General features: G+C 67.5%; 16 protein-coding genes. 7 read left to right on the top strand and 9 right to left on the bottom strand.

The genetic code is table 11. The annotated features are described in order from the left end of the window. Positions 1 to 103: 103 nt before the first annotated feature. Both AC3IR9_RS06455 and AC3IR9_RS06450 read left to right on the top strand, forming a co-directional pair. Entirely contained in the window at positions 104 to 1,054 is a 951-nt protein-coding gene (locus AC3IR9_RS06455; protein ID WP_489294844.1) for a LysR substrate-binding domain-containing protein, read from the top strand. A 90-nt stretch (positions 1,055 to 1,144) separates the two neighbouring features. Next, on the top strand, positions 1,145 to 1,438 hold the full coding sequence (locus AC3IR9_RS06450) for a hypothetical protein (protein ID WP_489295736.1): 294 nt from the start codon (positions 1,145 to 1,147) through the stop codon (positions 1,436 to 1,438). 40 nt (positions 1,439 to 1,478) lie between these two features. Here the strand turns inward: AC3IR9_RS06450 and AC3IR9_RS06445 are convergent, their stop codons facing one another. After that, positions 1,479 to 2,249: a DUF4349 domain-containing protein gene (locus tag AC3IR9_RS06445; protein ID WP_489295734.1), complete on the bottom strand. Its 771-nt coding sequence runs from the start codon at positions 2,247 to 2,249 to the stop codon at positions 1,479 to 1,481. 41 nt (positions 2,250 to 2,290) lie between these two features. Beyond that, entirely contained in the window at positions 2,291 to 2,647 is a 357-nt protein-coding gene (locus AC3IR9_RS06440) for a GFA family protein (RefSeq protein ID WP_489294842.1), read from the bottom strand. 103 nt (positions 2,648 to 2,750) lie between these two features. Here AC3IR9_RS06440 and AC3IR9_RS06435 point away from each other — a divergent pair, with 103 nt between their 5' ends. Beyond that, positions 2,751 to 4,562 (top strand): DUF885 domain-containing protein, encoded by a 1,812-nt coding sequence (locus AC3IR9_RS06435; protein ID WP_489294840.1) that lies wholly within the window; start codon positions 2,751 to 2,753, stop codon positions 4,560 to 4,562. Between the two features lie 103 nt (positions 4,563 to 4,665). Here the strand turns inward: AC3IR9_RS06435 and AC3IR9_RS06430 are convergent, their stop codons facing one another. Next, complete coding sequence (locus tag AC3IR9_RS06430; protein WP_489294838.1) at positions 4,666 to 5,100, bottom strand: hypothetical protein; 435 nt, start codon at positions 5,098 to 5,100, stop codon at positions 4,666 to 4,668. 131 nt (positions 5,101 to 5,231) lie between these two features. Between AC3IR9_RS06430 and AC3IR9_RS06425 the strand changes: the two genes are divergently transcribed. Next, positions 5,232 to 5,366, top strand: a complete 135-nt coding sequence (locus AC3IR9_RS06425; protein WP_489294836.1) for a hypothetical protein — start codon at positions 5,232 to 5,234, stop codon at positions 5,364 to 5,366. A gap of 80 nt (positions 5,367 to 5,446) precedes the next feature. Here the strand turns inward: AC3IR9_RS06425 and smrA are convergent, their stop codons facing one another. Then, on the bottom strand, positions 5,447 to 7,279 hold the full coding sequence (gene smrA, locus AC3IR9_RS06420) for a multidrug efflux ABC transporter SmrA (protein WP_489294834.1): 1,833 nt from the start codon (positions 7,277 to 7,279) through the stop codon (positions 5,447 to 5,449). 88 nt (positions 7,280 to 7,367) lie between these two features. Beyond that, positions 7,368 to 8,945 carry a serine hydrolase gene (locus AC3IR9_RS06415; protein ID WP_489294832.1) on the bottom strand — a complete coding sequence of 526 codons (1,578 nt, stop codon included), beginning with the start codon at positions 8,943 to 8,945 and terminating at the stop codon, positions 7,368 to 7,370. 132 nt (positions 8,946 to 9,077) lie between these two features. On the opposite strand from AC3IR9_RS06415, the gene AC3IR9_RS06410 reads away from it, so the two are divergent. Together AC3IR9_RS06410 and AC3IR9_RS06405 are read left to right on the top strand one after the other, a co-directional pair. Then, positions 9,078 to 9,518 (top strand): VOC family protein, encoded by a 441-nt coding sequence (locus AC3IR9_RS06410; RefSeq protein ID WP_489294830.1) that lies wholly within the window; start codon positions 9,078 to 9,080, stop codon positions 9,516 to 9,518. After that, on the top strand, positions 9,515 to 10,333 hold the full coding sequence (locus tag AC3IR9_RS06405; RefSeq protein WP_489294828.1) for a DUF72 domain-containing protein: 819 nt from the start codon (positions 9,515 to 9,517) through the stop codon (positions 10,331 to 10,333). Before AC3IR9_RS06410 ends, AC3IR9_RS06405 begins: the two co-directional genes overlap by 4 nt. A gap of 34 nt (positions 10,334 to 10,367) precedes the next feature. On the opposite strand, the gene AC3IR9_RS06400 is transcribed toward AC3IR9_RS06405, so the two are convergent. Then, positions 10,368 to 11,036 (bottom strand): Pr6Pr family membrane protein, encoded by a 669-nt coding sequence (locus AC3IR9_RS06400; protein WP_489294826.1) that lies wholly within the window; start codon positions 11,034 to 11,036, stop codon positions 10,368 to 10,370. Between the two features lie 71 nt (positions 11,037 to 11,107). On the opposite strand from AC3IR9_RS06400, the gene AC3IR9_RS06395 reads away from it, so the two are divergent. Continuing rightward, positions 11,108 to 12,055, top strand: coding sequence for a DMT family transporter (locus tag AC3IR9_RS06395; protein WP_489295732.1), 948 nt, complete (start codon positions 11,108 to 11,110; stop codon positions 12,053 to 12,055). An 80-nt stretch (positions 12,056 to 12,135) separates the two neighbouring features. On the opposite strand, the gene AC3IR9_RS06390 is transcribed toward AC3IR9_RS06395, so the two are convergent. The 3 genes from AC3IR9_RS06390 to AC3IR9_RS06380 form a co-directional block, all read right to left on the bottom strand. Continuing rightward, complete coding sequence (locus AC3IR9_RS06390) at positions 12,136 to 12,858, bottom strand: pseudouridine synthase (RefSeq protein WP_489294824.1); 723 nt, start codon at positions 12,856 to 12,858, stop codon at positions 12,136 to 12,138. A 45-nt stretch (positions 12,859 to 12,903) separates the two neighbouring features. Beyond that, a complete protein-coding gene (locus tag AC3IR9_RS06385) occupies positions 12,904 to 14,613 on the bottom strand; it encodes a sensor domain-containing diguanylate cyclase (RefSeq protein ID WP_489294822.1) in 1,710 nt (569 codons plus the stop codon). Between the two features lie 121 nt (positions 14,614 to 14,734). Beyond that, positions 14,735 to 17,164: a putative bifunctional diguanylate cyclase/phosphodiesterase gene (locus AC3IR9_RS06380; protein WP_489294820.1), complete on the bottom strand. Its 2,430-nt coding sequence runs from the start codon at positions 17,162 to 17,164 to the stop codon at positions 14,735 to 14,737. Between the last annotated feature and the right edge of the window lie 5 nt (positions 17,165 to 17,169).

The following is a 17,169-nucleotide window of genomic DNA, read 5'->3' as shown; positions in this document are numbered from 1 at the left end:
ATGAGCAGACTCCGGGGGACAGGGAGATAGCTTCCGCCTACCGGCAACGGCCGACAAGCGCGTAGTATCCGGGCAAGCCACAAATTTAGTTTGGGTCTCGACCATGATTCTGCGCCCTGCCCTGTTGCCTGCGCTGGGGGTGTTCGCGGTTGCCGCGCGCCACCAGAACTTCGCCCATGCCGCCCAGGAACTGCACCTGACCGCCAGCGCGGTCAGCCACCATGTGCGCAAGCTGGAAGACGTGCTGGGCACGGTGCTGTTCCAGCGCCATGCACGCGGGGTGCGATTGACCGCCGAAGGGCGCCAGCTGGCCGACGCAGCAGCCGCTGCGCTGAGCGACCTCAATGCAGTGGCCGGCAACCTGCACCCGCATGCGGACATCGTGCCGTTACGGGTGACCACGATCCGCTCGCTGTCCTATTGCTGGCTGGTGCCCCGGCTGCCGCGCTTCACCCACGCCCATCCACAACTGCGCATCGAGCTGCAGACCAGCACCGAACTGGTGCGTTTCGACGAGAACGGGCCGGAACTGGGCATCCGCTACGGCCTGGGCCAATGGCCGGGGTTGCGCGCCCACCACCTGATGGACGACGAACTCTGCCCGGTGGCCTCGCCGGCGTTGCCGGGGGTGGCGGTCCTGCGCGAACCGGCGCAGATCGCAGCGTTGCCGCTGATCAGCGACATGTCCCCGCAAGGCTGGCGCGACTGGTTCCGTGCGGCTGGCGTGCGCGCCCTGGAGCTGCCCTCGCTGCACACCTTCAGTGACAGCACCGATGCGATGCGCGCGGCGGTGTACGGCATCGGAGCGGTGCTGGCGCGCAAGCACATCGCCCAGCCCTACCTGCAGCGCTACGAACTGGTGCGCCTGCCCGGCCCCGCATTGAAGGCGCGCTACGCCTACTACGTGGTGCATGCCGAACACCGCCCGCTCAGCCCCACCGCGCTGGCCTTCATGGACTGGCTCAAGCGCGAGGCGCAGGACGAGCGCACGCCGATCCCGGCGCTGCCGGATGAACTGCTGGGGCGCCCCCCTGCCGACGTTCCGCAGGCGTAGCGCCGAACGCGCGCTCCCTCGCCGGATCATCACCCGCCCTTATCCGCACGCTGGCTAGGCTGGATGCTCCTTTCCCCCGAGGCGCATTCCATGGCCCTGTTGCGACTCCGAATCACCGGCACCGAAGACGATGCGCGTGCCATCAGCGACCTGCTGCAAAGCATCGACGGCATCGAGCACATCGAAGAAACCGACGACCTGATGCCGCACATGGACGATGACGATTCCAGCTCGGCAGGCCTGTCCGATGACATCGGCCCGGGCACCCACGAGCTGGAGGTGGAAGTCGGCAATGCCTACACCGCCCAGCGCGTGCGCGATGCCGTGCAGGAACTGGCGCTGGAACTGGATGTGTTCGTCGAGTACGAACACGACGAAGGGTGACGCGCAGGCGGTGCCGGCCCGGCCGGCACCGCCCGATCGCCTAGCCGCTCTGCGCGGCGATCCGGCGCTTGCGCCGCCGCCACAGTTTCAGGCCGGACCAGCCCAGCACCCAGCCCAACACCGCCCACGGCAGCACGGCGGACACGGCGCGGATCAGGAACGCCACGCTGGTGGTGAGGATCGCGCCGGACTCGCTGAGCGCCTGGCCGATGTCGCTGCGGCTGCGCTGCCCGGACGGCGTGCGGAACTGCATCGTCACCAGCTGCGTATCGATGCGCCGACGCTGCTGGGCAGCCTCCTTGGTGGCCTGTTCCACGCCGGCTTCGATTTCCGACAGGCGCTGGGTGATGGTGAGCAGGTCGGCCAGCTTGATGTCCTTGCTGTCCTGGTAGGCCAGCAGGCGTTCGTGCTCTTTTTGCAGGCGTGCCCGGGTCAGTGCGGTATCGGCCACCTGCTGGGCCAGGTCTTCGGCATGGGTGTTGCGCGAGGACACTTCCCCACCCTGCCCGGCCAAACCGATGAGCGGTTCGACGCCCTTCGGGGCGATCCGCACCTTGATTGAACCGCTGGGATACTCCCCGCCCTGCTGGCCGACCTGCAGCACCGCGCAGTCGCCGAACCGTGCCGACTGGCAGGCGTCGGCGATCTGCTTCACCCGCGGACCGATCTGTGCCGCGTCCAGCGCGATGTCCAGGTCATGCTCATAGGCCAGCATCGCCCCCTCCGGCGAAGCCACCGCGCCGGCGGCAGAGGCACCGCCTTGTTCACCGTGCTTCTGTGCGGCGCAACCGGCCAGTGCCAGTACCAGCATCCCTGCCAGGGCACCGGTGCGGTGCCAGGTCGTCCTGTTGATCACATGCTTGCTCCATCGAATCGGTTGATCTTGAGCCCATCCAGGTCCAGGCCCGGCAGGCAACGCACGTTCACCGCCACCATCGGCTGCCCGCTGCGCGGGTCCACGCCCTCGCTGAACGGGGCAGTGCCGCAGGTGCGGCAGTGGTGGTGCTCCAGGTGCTGTTTGTTGAAGCGGTAGGTGGCGACCTCGGCCGGCTCGGTGCTCAGGGTCAGCGCGGCGCGCGGCGCAAACCAGAGCAACCCGCCCCGGCGGCGGCACAGCGAACAGTTGCAGTCCAGCGCTTCGTTGATCGGCTCGGCGGCCTCGACCACGAACGCGATCCGGCCACAATGACAGCTCCCTTCGTACTGCATGGCACGCCCTCCCGGTGGATGCGGCCATGGTAATCCAATGGCACGGGTGCGGCCGGGCACATCGGCCTATGCTCGGGGATTGACCAACTGCACAGGATCGCCGATGCGCCAGCATCTTCTCGCCCTCGCCCTGATCGCCGCCCTCGGCGGCTGCCAGCAGGCCGATGCCCCGTCGTCTGCCCCCGCCGGCACCCAGGCGCCCGCCTCCGCCGCCGATGCCGCCGTGGATGCGGCCTTCGCCGACCTGTCCAAGCGCGCCCTCGACAGCTGGATGCAGCTTTCCCCGATCAGCGCCACCCAGATCGGCGACCACCGCTACGACAGCGAGATCGACGACCTGAGCGTTGCCGGCCAGCAGAAGATGCTCACCGCCTACAAGGGCCTGGTCGCCGACCTGGACCGCATCGACGTCAGCAAGCTGTCGCGCGAGAACCAGGTGGACGCGGCAATCCTGCGCAACCAGCTGCAGTCGGACATCTGGAACGCCGAGGTGCTGCAGTCGTCCAAGTGGGACCCGCAGATCTACAACGGCATGGCTGGCAGCGCCCTGTACGGGCTGATGGCCCGCGAGTTCGCGCCGCTGCCTGACCGGCTCAAGGCGGCCACCGCGCGGATGGAGAAGCTGCCGCAGATCTTCGCCCAGGCCCGTGCCAACCTGGATCCGGCACGCGTGCCCAGGATCCACGCCGAGACCGTGGCCAAGCAGAACCGCGGCATCCTCAGCATCGTCGATACCTTCATCGCCCCGCACGTGGGCGAACTGCCGGCCGAAGACGGCAAGCGCCTGCAGGCGGCCATCGAGGGCCTCAAGAAGGCCGTCGACGAGCAGCAGACCTGGCTGGACAAGACCCTGGTGCCCAATGCCAAGGGCGACTTCCGCATCGGCGCGGAGCTGTACGACCAGAAGCTGAAGTTCGCGCTGAATTCCTCGCTGTCGCGCGCCGAGATCGGTGAGCGTGCACGCGCCGAGCTCAAGCGCGTGCGCCAGGACATGTACGGCATCGCCCAGACCGTGCTCAAGGACAAGCCCGGTGCCCCGGCCCTGCCGGCCAACCCGAGCGACGAGCAGCAGCAGGCCGCCATCGAAGCCGCGCTGGAACTGGCCTACGCCGACAAGCCGGCCCGCGACAAGGTGGTCGACGATGCCAAGGCCGCGCTGGCGCAGTCCACCGAGTTCGTGCGCAAGCACGACCTGATGACCCTGCCCGACTCGCCGGTGGACATCATCCTGATGCCCGAGTTCCAGCGTGGCGTGGCGGTGGCCTACTGCGATTCGCCCGGTCCGCTGGACAAGAATCTGAAGACCTTCTACGCGGTCTCGCCGATTCCCGACGACTGGACCGACAAGCAGGTCGATTCGTTCCTGCGCGAATACAACAGCCGCATGATCCACCTGTTGAGCATCCACGAAGGCACCCCGGGCCACTACCTGGAAGGCTGGCATTCGGGCAAGTTCCCCTCCACGCTGCGCGCGGTGCTGCGTTCGGGACTGTTCGCCGAGGGCTGGGCGGTCTACACCGAGCGGATGATGCAGGAGCAGGGCTACCTGGACAACGATCCGCTGTTCCACCTGGTGCAGCTGAAGTTCTACCTGCGCACCATCTCCAACGCGATCCTCGACCAGGGCGTGCACGTGGACAACTGGACGCGCGAGCAGGCCATGCAGCTGATGACCCACGATGCGTTCCAGCAGGAAAGCGAAGCCTCGGGCAAGTGGGTCCGCGCCCAGCTCACCTCGGCGCAGCTGCCGACCTACTTCGTCGGCGCGCAGGAACACTTCGATACGCGCAAGGCCGTGCAGGACAAGCAGGGGGCGAAGTTCAACCTGAAGGCCTACCACGACCAGATGCTGTCCTACGGCGCCCCGCCGGTGCGCTTCGCGCGCCAGCTGATGCTGGACCAGCCGATCGAGTAAGCGATGTCGCCGGGCAGCCCCGGTGCCAGGTGCAACCACAAACGGCCCGGGGAAACCCGGGCTGTTCTGTTTGCGCGCCTATTCCGATATCGAAACGCCGGGCTCAGGCCATGATCGACGAATAAACGCGTGCGGCAAGATCGTGTGCCACGCCAAGGTTGACCAGCGCGAAACCGGCTTCATCCTCACCACCCGTCTTCTTGGGTACTTCCTGTAGCTGATACTTGCGCTCGTACGAGGCAAGCACATCGCCAACGTCGCCCTTTGAACGGGCAGCGCATACGATCACCCTGCAGCTGGCCTGTACCAGTTCGTCAATCAGCCCATCCACAGTTTCGGAAACATCCCCGCGATTGAATATACCCACCTTGCAACCGTTGATCTGGACGATGGCACTGAAGTCGAGCTTGTAACCAATGGCTTCGAACGCAATGATCCTGGTGGCAGGATCAGCCGCCAGCAGCCTGTACAGCGCAAGAAGCGCCGAACTCTTTCCCGAATTGCTAGTACCACGAAGCGCAATCAACTGTTTCTTCATTTACGAAATCCATTTTCAGGCCGGAAGTAGCGCTGTCGGAATCTGACAACACTGGAAGCGGAATGATGCCACTAGACAGGTGCAGCTTCCGCCCTCTTCAGACAACCGTCTGCCGGTGGGTGGAGCCGCTCATGGTCAGTGATCACCTTGCAGGCTCAGGGGCTCAGGAACACGTCGATACCCACAAGGCCGCGCAGGACAAGCAGGCGGCGAAGTTCAACCTGAAGGCCTACCACGTCCATCACCGCGCCACGCCAACCCCGTAGAGCCGACCGTTGGTCGGCTGCCCTGGACCTCAACGGCAACGGCAAAAGCAAAAACAGATGCAGCCCACCAACGGTCGGCTCTACGCGTCGGCGGCCACGAACCCACCGGTCTGCCGGGCCCACAGGCGCGCATACAACCCGCCGGCTGCAATCAGCTCGGCGTGCGTACCGGTTTCCACGATCCGGCCCTGGTCCATCACCACCAGCCGGTCCATGCGCGCGATGGTGGACAGGCGGTGCGCGATGGCGATGACGGTCTTGCCCGCCATCAGCTCATCCAGATTGTCCTGGATGGCCGCTTCCACCTCCGAATCCAACGCCGAGGTTGCCTCGTCCAATACCAGGATCGGCGCGTCCTTCAGCAACACCCGCGCAATGGCAATGCGCTGGCGCTGGCCGCCGGACAGCTTCACCCCGCGTTCGCCTACATGGGCATCGTAACCCTGGCGGCCTTCAGCATCGCGCAGGGTATCGATGAACCCCGCCGCGCGCGCCTTGGCCACCGCCGCCTGCAGTTCGGCGTCCGTCGCATCCGGCCGACCGTACAACAGGTTGTCGCGGATGGAACGGTGCAACAGCGAGGTGTCCTGGGTGACCACACCAATCTGCCGGCGCAGGCTCTCCTGCGTCACCGCCGCGATGTCCTGCCCGTCGATGCGGATCTGCCCGCTTTCCAGGTCGTACAACCGCAGCAGCACGTTGACCAGCGTCGACTTGCCCGCGCCGGACGGCCCGACCAGACCGATTTTTTCACCCGGCTTCACCGCCAGGTCGAGCCCGGCGATCACCCCGCCACGCTTGCCGTAGTGGAAATGGATGTGATCCAGGCGCACTTCGCCGGCATGTACCTGCAACGGCACCGCGTCGGCGCGGTCCTGCACCGTCAACGGCTGGGCGATCGTGGTGATGCCATCCTGCACCGTCCCGATGTCCTCGAAGATGCCGTTGATGGTCCACATGATCCAGCCGGACATGTTGTGGATGCGGATCACCAGCCCGGTCGCCAGGGTGATCGCGCCCACGGTGATGTGCCCGCCATTCCACAGCCACAACGCCAGCCCGCAGGTGCCGGCGATCAGGAAGCCGTTGACGATGGCGATGGTCAGGTCCATGCCGGTGGTCACCCGGGTCTGGCGACGGTGCTTGACCGCCAGTTCCTCGATCGCCTCGGCCACGTACGCCTGCTCGCGGCCACCGTGGGCGAAAAGCTTGAGCGTGGGAATGTTGGTGTAGCCATCGACGATGCGGCCCATCGCCTTGGAGCGCGCTTCGGAGGCGATCCAGGCGCGCTCCTTCGCCCGCGGCACGAAGTACCACATGATGCCCGCATAGGCGGCCATCCACAGCATCAGCGGAATCATCAGCCGCCAGTCGGCCTGCGCGAACAGGTACAGCGCGGTACCGGTGTAGACCACGATGTACCAGAGCGAATCGACCATCTGTACCGCCGATTCACGCAACGAGGTGCCGGTCTGCATCACCCGGTTGGCCATGCTGCCGGCAAAATCGTTGTGGAAGAACGACAGACTCTGCCGGACCACGTAGTTGTGCATCAGCCAGCGCGAGCGGTTGCTCAGCCCGGGCACGATGGCCTGGTTGACCAGCAGGTTGTGCAGGCCGACCAGGATCGGCCGCGCCACCACGGTGATGATGACCATCCACAACAGGTCATCGGCATGGCGCTGGAAGAAATCCGCGCCGGGCTGCTCGGCGACCATGTCCACGATGCGCGCGAGGAAGTCGAACATCGCCACTTCCACCAGGGCCAGCAGCAACCCGGCGACCAACGTCGCCAGCAGCACCGGCCATACCGGGCGCAGGTAGTGGATGTAGAACGGCACCACCGTGCGCGGCGGCATGCGCGCGTCGATCGGCGGGAACACCGGAATCAGCGACTCGAACCAGCGGAACATTCCATTACTCCCAAGCAAACACAGGCCGCGATTATCCCACCGTGGCCTGCTTCCTGCCGTTACCTGCAGCTCACACCGCGCACACGGTTCAGCCCTTCGCCTCGGCCACGATCGGGACCAGCAGCAGGTCCTGGAAATCGAAGCTGAAATCGGTCAACGACGAGATTGCCTGCATACGCACCTCACGCACCTTGCCATCCGGATCCAGGCTGAAATTGACGAACGCATCGGCGTTGAGCGAGCGGTCATCCCAGCGCACGATGAAGGTGTCGTGCTGCCAGTGTTCCATCGTCCCCACCAGCTGCGCGGTCTTGCCGAAACGCAGGCGCAGTTTGCCGCCTTCGCGCGCGACGACCACATCGCCATACCACGCATCGCGATACCCGCCGGCATAACCGGCCAGCGGCAGCGACGGCGTCGAGTGGCGATCGCGCGCGGCCTGGTGCTTCGCCCAGCCCTCGTCGGCCTTGTCCTGGGCCTTGGCCACCGCGGCGGCATAGGCGGCCACCCAGTCGGTCGGCGGTGCCTTCAGATAGGCGTCCAGCACCTCCATGGTGATCGCGTTGAAGGCCGCGCCCACTTCCTGGTTGGTCAGCACCACGATGCCCAGCTTCTGCTCGGGCACCAGGGTGACCCGCGAGACCATGCCCGGCCAGCCGCCGGTGTGCCAGACCAGTTTGCTGCCACGGTAATCGCTCAGGCTCCAGCCTTCGCCATAACCGGCGAAGTTCGGTCGCGCCGCGGCCAGCTGCGGCACGCTCGGTTCGGGCACCGTCTGTGGGGTGATCATCTGCCACATGCCCTGCTGGCTTTTGGCACTGAACAGCGCGGTGCCGTTCTCCAGCGTGCCCTGGGCCAGCTGCACGTTCATCCAGCGCGCCATGTCGTGCACGCTGGAGTAGATGCCCCCGGCACCGGCGTTGTTGGACCAGGTCAGCGGTGCCACGGTGCGCAGCTGGCTGAAATCGTACTTGGCATGGCCGACCGCGGCGCTGTCGCCGGGCTGGAGCTGGTCGGCGTTGTAGCGGGTACCGGCCATGCCGACCGGGGTGAAGATGTGCTGCTGCAGGAACTGCGCATAGGACTGCCCGGACACCTGTTCGATGACCTGCTGGGCCACCGCGTACAGGATGTTGTCGTAGGCGTAGCGATCGCGGAACCCGGCCTTGAGCGGCACCTTGGCCAGCCGCTGCACCACGTCCTTGTTGCTGTAGGACGTGGTGGGCCAGAACAGCAGGTCGCCCGCACCCAGGCTGAGCCCGCTGCGGTGGGAAAGCAGGTCGCGGATGCGCATTTCACCAGTGACGTACGGGTCGGACATACGGAAGCCGGGCAGATGGTCGATCACCCGGTCATCCATCTTCAGCTTGCCCTGTTCGGCCAGCAGGTTCAGCGAGGTGGCGGTGAAGGCCTTGGTGTTGGACGCGATCGCAAACAGGGTATCGGCCTGCACCGGAGCCGGCTTGCCCAGCTCGCGTACCCCGTAGCCGCGCTCGAACACCACCTGGCCGTCCTTGACCACGGCCACGGCGATGCCGGGGACCTCGAACTGGCTGCGTACGCGCTCGACGGTGGCGTCGAGCCGCTGCAGTTCCGTCGGCACCGACGCCGACGCCAGGGGCGCACATGCCAGCAGCACGAAACCTCCGATCCAGGATCTGTTCAAACAGTGTCTCCAAGTGCATGTCGTGGGGGCGTTGAGATCGGCAGGGGGCTGCCGGGCGCCGGTTTCGCACGATGGTAACGCGGCCCCCGGCAGGCTCGCCTGTGCCAGAAGCAGCCCCTCTGGGAGACCCGCATGACCGCCCCCGCCGACACCGTGTCCACCGTCATTCCGTGCCTGCGCTACCGCGACGCACGCGCCGCCATCGACTGGCTGCAGCGCGCGTTCGGCTTCGCGGCGCAGGCGGTGTATGCCGAGGGCGATATCGTCCACCACGCACAGCTGGTCTTCGGCAACGGCATGATCATGTTGGGGTCGGTGGACAACGGCAGCGAGTGGGGCCGCCACAGCGTGCAGCCCGATGAAGTAGGCGGCCGCCAGACCCAGAGCGCCTGCGTGATCGTGGCCGATCCGGATGCGCATTACGCGCGCGCGGTGGCCGCCGGTGCCGAGCTGGTGATCGATATCGCCGACCAGGTCCATGGCGGCCGTGGTTACGCCTGCCGCGATCTGGAAGGCCATCTGTGGTGGTTCGGCAGCTACGATCCGTGGCGCGCGCACGCCGCGGACGCATGAGCACGGCCCCCGGTACGATCCGCACCGGCATCGGCGGCTGGGTGTTTCCCGCCTGGCGCGGCGGCACGTTCTATCCGGCCGGGCTGGTGCAGCGCGAGGAACTGGCGCATGCCAGCGGCGTGCTGGGCTGCATCGAGATCAACAGCACCTTCTACCGCGCGCAGAAGCCGGCGGTGTACGCGCAATGGCGCGAGCAGACCCCGCCCGGCTTTCGCTTTTCGGCCAAGGCACCGCGCACCATCACCCAGGTCCACGACCTGGGCACGGTCGGCGCGCGGGTGGATGCATTCGTTGATGGCATCGCCACCTTGCAGGATCGGCTCGGACCGCTGGTCTGGCAGTTCGGCCAGACCCACCCGGCCGGCGCAGTGGAGTTCGATGCGTTCCTGCAGCGGCTGCCGCGTGAGGCCGGCGGGCGCACCCTGCAGCACGCGCTGGAAGTGCGCAATCCGGCCGCGTGGACCGCCGAGCTGGTCGCGGTGGCACGGGCGCGCAATGCGGCGCTGGTGTTCAGCGGTTCAAACGAGCACCCCAGCTTCGCCGACCCCACCGCCGACTTCGTCTATGCACGGCTGATGCAGGCGCGCCCCAACCTGCGCGCCGGTTATCCCGAGCGTGCGCTGGAACAGTGGTGCCTGCGGGCGATGCGCTGGGCCCGCGGCGAGGACAACCCGGACCTGCCGCATGTCCTCTCCGATGCCGCGCCCACGCCTGCGCGCGATGTCTATGTGCTGTTCATCGGCGCGGCCAAGCAGCGCAATCCGGCGGCGGCGATGGCCTTGCGCGAGCAGTTGCGGCGGCTGGGCGCCGGGTAGATTGATCCCCTGCGCACCCACGCACGGCGTGGATCTACCGCGGTAGCCGCCAACGATGCAGCCGTTGATCCAGCCGCCACAACAACGCCCCGAACGCCACGAACACCAGCCCGACCCCCAGTACGTTGCGCGCCACCGCAAGCGCACCCAGTGCGTCCAGATCCAGGAACGGATACGGGTACTGCCCGCTCCAACGGCCTACCAGCAGCGCCCAGCCCAGGTACAGCGCCGGGAACAGCAGCGCCAGGCCCAGCTGGCGCCCGCGCAGGAAACCATGCGGCCCCCACCACCAACCGGCCAGGTACAGCACCGGCACGGCGTAGTGCAGGCCGCTGTCCGCCCACCATTGCCACCCTTGCGGATGCCACAACGGGCGCAGCACCAACACATACACCAGCCCGGTGATGCCGATGTACAGCGCAATGGCGGCACTCGGGCCGGGCGCGGCCATGCCGTCGTGGCGGCCGCGCAGCCGGGCCAGGCAGACCGCGGCCACGCCGATGTTGCTGAGGATGGTGAAATAGCCCAGCAGCCGCAGGATCGCCTGGCCGGTACCGGTCGTTGCACCCACCGCCTGCAGCAGCAAGGCGTACTGCAGCGCCACCGCAGCCACGGCAGTGAGTGCGGTCAGGGCTGCCCAGGCGCGGGCGCGCGTGGAGGGGATCGGTGGGCGGGCGGTGCCATCGCTCGGGCGGGTATCCATCGGCGCAGGATGCCACGGGTGTTCGACGCTGGCGTGCATGTATCGCCGTAGCGACCGGCTTGCCGCACACTATGCCGATGACCGATACGCGCAAAGCCCTGTTGCAGATCCACTTCTGTGTCCTGTTGTGGGGAATCACCGCCATCCTCGGCAAGCTGATCACCCTGCCCGCGTTGCCGCTGGTGTGGTGGCGGATGCTGCTGGTGGTGGCGATGCTGGCGCTGGTGCCGCGGGTATGGCGCGGGCTGCGGCAATTGTCGCCAGGCTTGTTTGCCGGCTATTGCGGCATCGGCGCGCTGGTTGCGCTGCATTGGCTCACCTTCTATGGCGCGGTGAAGCTGGCCAACGCCTCGGTCGCAGCGACGTGCATCGCGCTGGCGCCGGTATTCACCGCGGTGATCGAGCCGTGGGTGGCCAAGCGGCCGTTCCAGATGCGCGAACTGGCGTTCGGCCTGGCGGTGCTGCCGGGCGTGGGGCTGGTGGTGGGCGGCGTGCCCGATGGCATGCGCCTGGGCGTGTTGATCGGTGCGCTGTCGGCGCTGCTGGTGGCGGCATTCGGCTCGCTCAACAAGCGCCTGGTCAGCCACGCCGACCCACTGACGGTGACCGCGCTGGAACTGGGCGCCGGCACCCTGACCCTGACCCTGCTGGCGCCGGCGCTGCCGTTCCTGCTGCCGCCGTTGGCCAGCCCGCTGTGGGTGCTGCCCGACCTGCGCGACGGCCTGCTGCTGCTGGCCCTGTCCGGGTTGTGCACGTTGTTGCCGTTCGCGCTGGCACTGGTCGCGCTGCGGCACATCAGCGCCTACACCTCGCAGCTGGTAACCAACCTCGAACCGGTCTACGCCATCCTGCTGGCGATGGTGCTGCTCAACGAACAGCGCGAACTCACCCCGACCTTCTATGCGGGCGTGGCGATCATCCTCGGCGCGGTGTTCCTGCACCCCCTGCTCAATCGCCGTCGCAAGGTGCAGCATCCGGAAATCCTGGCCACCGCCGAAGCACGCAACATCGTCGATTGAGCGGCAGGCATCGATCAACCGTCGATGCCTGTCCGCCAGCCCATCGTCAGGGGCGCCCCATCACCGCGTGAGGCCGGGCGTCACCACTCCTGCTGCTGTGGCAGCAGGCCCTTGAGCTCGGCGTCGGTAAGGTTGCGCCACTGGCCGGGCTTGAGCGCACCGATCTTGATGTTGTCGATGCGCACGCGGCGCAGCTGGGTGACCCGGTAGTCGAACGCGGCAGCCATCAGGCGGATCTGCCGGTTCAGGCCCTGGGTGAGGATGACCCGGAAGCCGAATTTTGCCAGGCGGCTGGTCCGGCATGGCAGCGTGGTTTCATTGCGGATGCGCACGCCACGGGCCATGCCGCGCAGGAACTCGTCGGTGACCGCCTTGTTCACCGCCACCATGTACTCCTTCTGGTGGCCGTTTTCGGCGCGCAGGATCTGGTTGACGATGTTGCCGTTGCTGGTCATCAGGATCAGGCCTTCGGAATCCTTGTCCAGGCGTCCGATCGGAAAGATGCGCTGCTCGTGGCCGACAAAGTCGACGATGTTGCCCTTGACCGTGCTTTCGGTGGTGCAGGTGATGCCCACCGGCTTGTTCAGCGCGATGTAGACATGCTTGCGGCCGCCGGCCTTCTTCGCTTCACGGGCGCGCAGCGGCTGGCCGTCGACCAGGACCACGTCGCCCTCGCCGACCACCGCGCCGGTACCGGCCGCTTTGCCGTTGACGGTAACGCGGCGCTCGCCGATCAGGCGGTCGGCTTCGCGACGGGAACAGAAGCCGGTGTCGGCGATGTGCTTGTTGAGTCGGATTGTCATCGGCCTATTATCCGGCAAACCCGGGTCGCGCAGGGCCGCCATCGTTCACACCGCCCGCGGGGCGTCCGCCGGTGCGCTGCGCTCGGCGTCATAGACCTGGTTGCGGCCGGCGCGCTTGGCGCGGTACATGGCGTGGTCGGCCCGGCGCAGCAGCGAGGCCAGGTCGTCGCCGTCGCCACGCAGCACCGCCAGGCCGATGCTGGCCGACACGCCCAGGCCGGGGATGGCCAGCACCTGGGTCACCGCCTGCACCTGCTGGCGCACGCTTTCCAGCCGTGCCACGGCGCCGGCACGGCTGGCCCCGGGCAGCAGCACCAGGAACTCCTCGCCGCCCATGCGGATCACATCGTCGTGGTTGCGCACCGAGCCGCGCAGGCCACGTGCCACGGCCACCAGCACCTGGTCCCCCACGTCATGGCCGAACTGGTCGTTGATGTCCTTGAACAGGTCGATGTCCAGGAACCCGATCGCCAGCGGCTGCTCGTCCTGGCGCGCACGCGCCAGGTACTGGGCAAGCAGGCGCAGGCCGGCGCGGCGGTTGGGCAGCCCGGTCAGCGCATCGGTGTCGGCCAGCTGGCGCATTTCATCGCGCTGCCGGCGCAACCGGCCCAGGCGCAGGTTGAGCGCGTAGGCGGCCATCATCAGGAACCAGGTCGCGGCCAGCTGCAGGCACTCGATCCGGTAGGCCACCAGCCATTGCGCATGCAGCGCATCGGCGCTGATCATCACCCAGCACGGGACCAGCGCACTGAGCCCGGCCAATGCATAACGATCGCGCTGCAGCACGGCCCACACCCCGACCCCCAGGCACAACAGGCAGCCCAGCACGAACAGGAACTCCAGGGTGCCAGCCCACCACGCCAGCGCCGCCAGCCCCATCCAGGGCACGCACAGACCGACCCCCACCGAGGCCCACAGCACCGCATGCTGCGCCCCGCGCGAACGCGGCCACAGACGGTCGCCACCGTTGAGCCGCCACAACACCGGCAGCAGCACGCCGTGGGTGAACGCGCCCAGCGCCACCAGCCACCAGGAGGCGCGGTCGTGGACCGGCAACCACGGCTCGGGATATCCGCTGAGCCCGCCCAGCACGGCCTGCCACAACACGAACAACACGCAGATCACGACGTACACCAGGAACGAACGGTCCTTGGCAGTCACATACCCCATCAGCGCGGACAGGCACAGCGCGATCGCCACGGCAATGCAGGCCGCCCGCACCAGCAGACGCGCGGTGTCGTTCTGCTGCACCGGGCTGGGCGCGCCCAGCTGCACCGTGGGGATCCAGCGCGGCTTGAGCGGGGTCGCCCAGGACACCACGATCGGCTCGTGTTCGCCTGCCTGCGGTACCACCACCATCCCGACCCCGGCGCGGAAGCGCGAATCACGCGTGCGGGCGTCATGCATGCTGCCGCAGATCTGGCGATCGCCATGGCTGATCCGGACTTCGCCGGAGAGCACGCCGAACACGTCCACCGCCTGTGGTTTTCCCGACCAGCCCGCAGCCGGCGCCGGTATCGCCAGGACCTGCTGGTGCCGCGCCAGCACGTCGGCGGCGCAGGCCCGTTGCGGTGCCTGCTCGGCCGTCGCGGCCCCCAGCAGCAGCACATCGGTGCCCACCTTCGGCGATGCGCCGGGCACGCCGTGGGCGAGCACCAGGCCGGGCAAGCACAGCAACAGCCACGCCAGCAGCACACGCACTACCCTTGCTTCATTGCATCTGCCGACCCCGTCCCTCACATCCTGTCCGCCCATCGGTTCCGCCGATACGCACACCGCGTACCACCCTTGGCCGGGATTATCGCAAGATCCTGCCGTTTTCACGCCGCAGCAAGGTCGGACCGCCGTCGGGCCGCCGGCAATCGGGTACCGGACCTCATGGCGGACCCGGACGGCCCTCTGCGGCGGTGCCCGCGCGCGTGGCCCACAGAGTCGGCTGGGTCAGCCGTTCCAGAGGCATCGGGCGTTCGATCGCATACCCCTGCAGGCCATCCACGCCGAGTACCTGCAGCTGCGCGGCCACCTCGTCCGACTCCACCCATTCGGCGATCACGGTCATGTGCAGCTCGCGGCCGATTTCGGTGATCGCGCGCACCGCGGCCCGGCTGACCGGGTCGATGTCCATGTCGCGGACGAACACACCATCGATCTTGAGCATGTCCGCCGGCAGCTGGCGCAGGTAGCCGAACGAGGACAGGCCCGAACCGAAGTCATCCAGCGCCACCCGGCAGCCGCGCGCCTTGACCGCTTCGATGAAGCTGCGGGCCTGGGCCAGGCTGCTGATCGCCGCGGTTTCGGTCACCTCGAAGCACAGCTTGCGCGCCACGCCACGGTTGCGCTCGAGCAGGTCGCAGACAAAGGCCAGGAAGCTGGGCTCGGCAATCGACTGGGCCGACACGTTGACGTTGCACAGGCCCAGCCGCTGTACATGCGCCGGGCATACCTGCAGGTGGCGGAACAGCAGGCCGAGCACGTGCCGGTCCAAGGCCATGCCCATGCCATAGCGCTCCACCGCCGGCATGAAGTCACCCGGCCCCTGCAGCAGGCCGTCGGGGCTGCGCATGCGCACCAGCACTTCGTAATGCAGGAACGCCGGATCGCCGACCCGCTCGATCCGCTGTGCATACAGCAGCATGCGGTTCTCGGCGATCGCACTGGACACCCGCGCCAGCCGGTCGGCCTCCAGCCGGCGCTCATCCAGGGCCAGACGGCTTTCGTTGAAGCAGTGCACGCGATTGCGCCCGGCCTCCTTGGCCGCATAGCAGGCGCTGTCGGCCGCGCTCATCAACCAGTTGACGTCGGCGGCCTCGGCCGTCACCTCGACCACGCCGATGCTGCAGCTCATCCGCAGGCTGCCGTCACCGTACTGGGAACTGGCCTGGCCGAGCGTGCGGATGATCCGTTGCAGTACCTGCTTGGCGTCGTCCTGCCCGGCGTTGGCCAGGAACAGGGCGAACTCGTCCCCGCCCATGCGTCCGACCCAATCGCCATCGCGTACCGCCCCGACCAGGTAATCGGCAAAGGTGCGCAGCATCTGGTCGCCCACCGCATGGCCCTTGGCATCGTTGACCAGCTTGAAGTAATCCAGGTCGATGTAGCACAGGCTGTGCACGCCGCCGTGCGCGCGCACCTCCAGCAACGCCTGCTCGAGCAGCCGCTCGATCTCGCGGCGGTTGACCAGCCCGGTGAGCGGATCATGGCTGGCGTGGTGTTCGACCTCGCGGGCCAGCGCGTGGTTCTGCGAGACGTCCTCCACAATCGCAAACACAGCCGGCTCGCGGCCCGGCGTGCGCACCACCGTGCCGCTCCAGCGCCCCCAGAGCAACCCGCCATCGGCGCGCCGGAAGCGCAGTTCGGCCGGGCGCAGCTGGCGCGACCAGTCAATCCGGCCGGCGTCGTCCAGCACCAGTTCGCCCTCCTCCAGCAGGTCCTGCAGATGCAGTCCGAGCAGCGCCTCGCGGCGGTGGTCGAGGATATCGGCCAGGGCCTGGTTGGCTTCGATGATCCCGCCTGCGTGGTCGAGCTTGAGCATGCCCACGGTGGCCTGGTAGAACGCGGCGCGGAACCGGCTTTCCTGCTCCAGCAGGTCGCGGCGCACGCGTCGCGACAGCATCACCGCCATCACGGTGATCAACAACACCGACAAGCCGCCCACCACCAGCGTGGTCATGCGTACGACCGAGGCGGTGTGCTGCAGCGACATCGAGAACGCCAGGGCGCGTGCCTGCATGTCCCGGTCCAGTGCCTGCACCTGGTCCAGCAGCAGCGCCTGGGTCAGCGGTTCCACCTCGCTGCGCGAATGCAGCGCCTGCGCCGCACCGACCAGGCCGGTCAGTTGCAGCAGCGGTCCATCGGTCTGCCGCCACAGCCGCACGGCCTCCTTGAAATACCCCAGATGGCCCAGGTAGCGGAACGACACGATCAACCGGTTGATGTCGCTGCGTGCGTTGCCGCCGGCCAGGAATCCGCGTCGTGCACGCTCGAGATCGGCATCGGGCTGTTCCAGCGCGCGACGTGCGTCCAGGTCGCCCAAGGGCACGGCCAGCGCCTGCCGCGCTTCGGCCAGGTCGCGCGGGCGACCATGATGAATGTAGCGGCTGAGCGCAAAGGTGGCCTGCTGCTGGCTGCGCGACCAATGACTCTGGCCGACGATCCAGGCAGTCGAGGCCGCCTGCAGTTCCTGGATCAGCGCGGAAATGCCCACCAGGCCGATGGCCATGCCGGTCAGCAATACAAAGCGCAGGGTCAGCCCCCGCGTGGGATACGGAACCGCCGTCGCACCAACGTCCCTGCCAGTTGCCAGCATCGCGG

Source organism: Stenotrophomonas sp. GL_101 (assembly GCF_057835675.1).
This window is presented reverse-complemented; position numbering and strand designations above follow the sequence as displayed.

Bases quoted from the DNA above. Each gene is read 5' to 3' on its own strand.
- AC3IR9_RS06445 (WP_489295734.1), bottom strand. From the start codon at position 2,249: ATGCTGGTACTGGCACTGGCCGGTTGCGCCGCACAGAAGCACGGTGAA.
- AC3IR9_RS06380 (WP_489294820.1), bottom strand. From the start codon at position 17,164: ATGCTGGCAACTGGCAGGGACGTTGGTGCGACGGCGGTTCCGTATCCC.
- AC3IR9_RS06390 (WP_489294824.1), bottom strand. From the start codon at position 12,858: ATGACAATCCGACTCAACAAGCACATCGCCGACACCGGCTTCTGTTCC.
- AC3IR9_RS06385 (WP_489294822.1), bottom strand. From the start codon at position 14,613: ATGGGCGGACAGGATGTGAGGGACGGGGTCGGCAGATGCAATGAAGCA.
- AC3IR9_RS06435 (WP_489294840.1), top strand. From the start codon at position 2,751: ATGCGCCAGCATCTTCTCGCCCTCGCCCTGATCGCCGCCCTCGGCGGC.
- AC3IR9_RS06395 (WP_489295732.1), top strand. From the start codon at position 11,108: ATGCCGATGACCGATACGCGCAAAGCCCTGTTGCAGATCCACTTCTGT.
- AC3IR9_RS06430 (WP_489294838.1), bottom strand. From the start codon at position 5,100: ATGAAGAAACAGTTGATTGCGCTTCGTGGTACTAGCAATTCGGGAAAG.
- AC3IR9_RS06425 (WP_489294836.1), top strand. From the start codon at position 5,232: ATGGTCAGTGATCACCTTGCAGGCTCAGGGGCTCAGGAACACGTCGAT.
- smrA (WP_489294834.1), bottom strand. From the start codon at position 7,279: ATGTTCCGCTGGTTCGAGTCGCTGATTCCGGTGTTCCCGCCGATCGAC.
- AC3IR9_RS06450 (WP_489295736.1), top strand. From the start codon at position 1,145: ATGGCCCTGTTGCGACTCCGAATCACCGGCACCGAAGACGATGCGCGT.
- AC3IR9_RS06455 (WP_489294844.1), top strand. From the start codon at position 104: ATGATTCTGCGCCCTGCCCTGTTGCCTGCGCTGGGGGTGTTCGCGGTT.
- AC3IR9_RS06440 (WP_489294842.1), bottom strand. From the start codon at position 2,647: ATGCAGTACGAAGGGAGCTGTCATTGTGGCCGGATCGCGTTCGTGGTC.
- AC3IR9_RS06400 (WP_489294826.1), bottom strand. From the start codon at position 11,036: ATGGATACCCGCCCGAGCGATGGCACCGCCCGCCCACCGATCCCCTCC.
- AC3IR9_RS06410 (WP_489294830.1), top strand. From the start codon at position 9,078: ATGACCGCCCCCGCCGACACCGTGTCCACCGTCATTCCGTGCCTGCGC.
- AC3IR9_RS06405 (WP_489294828.1), top strand. From the start codon at position 9,515: ATGAGCACGGCCCCCGGTACGATCCGCACCGGCATCGGCGGCTGGGTG.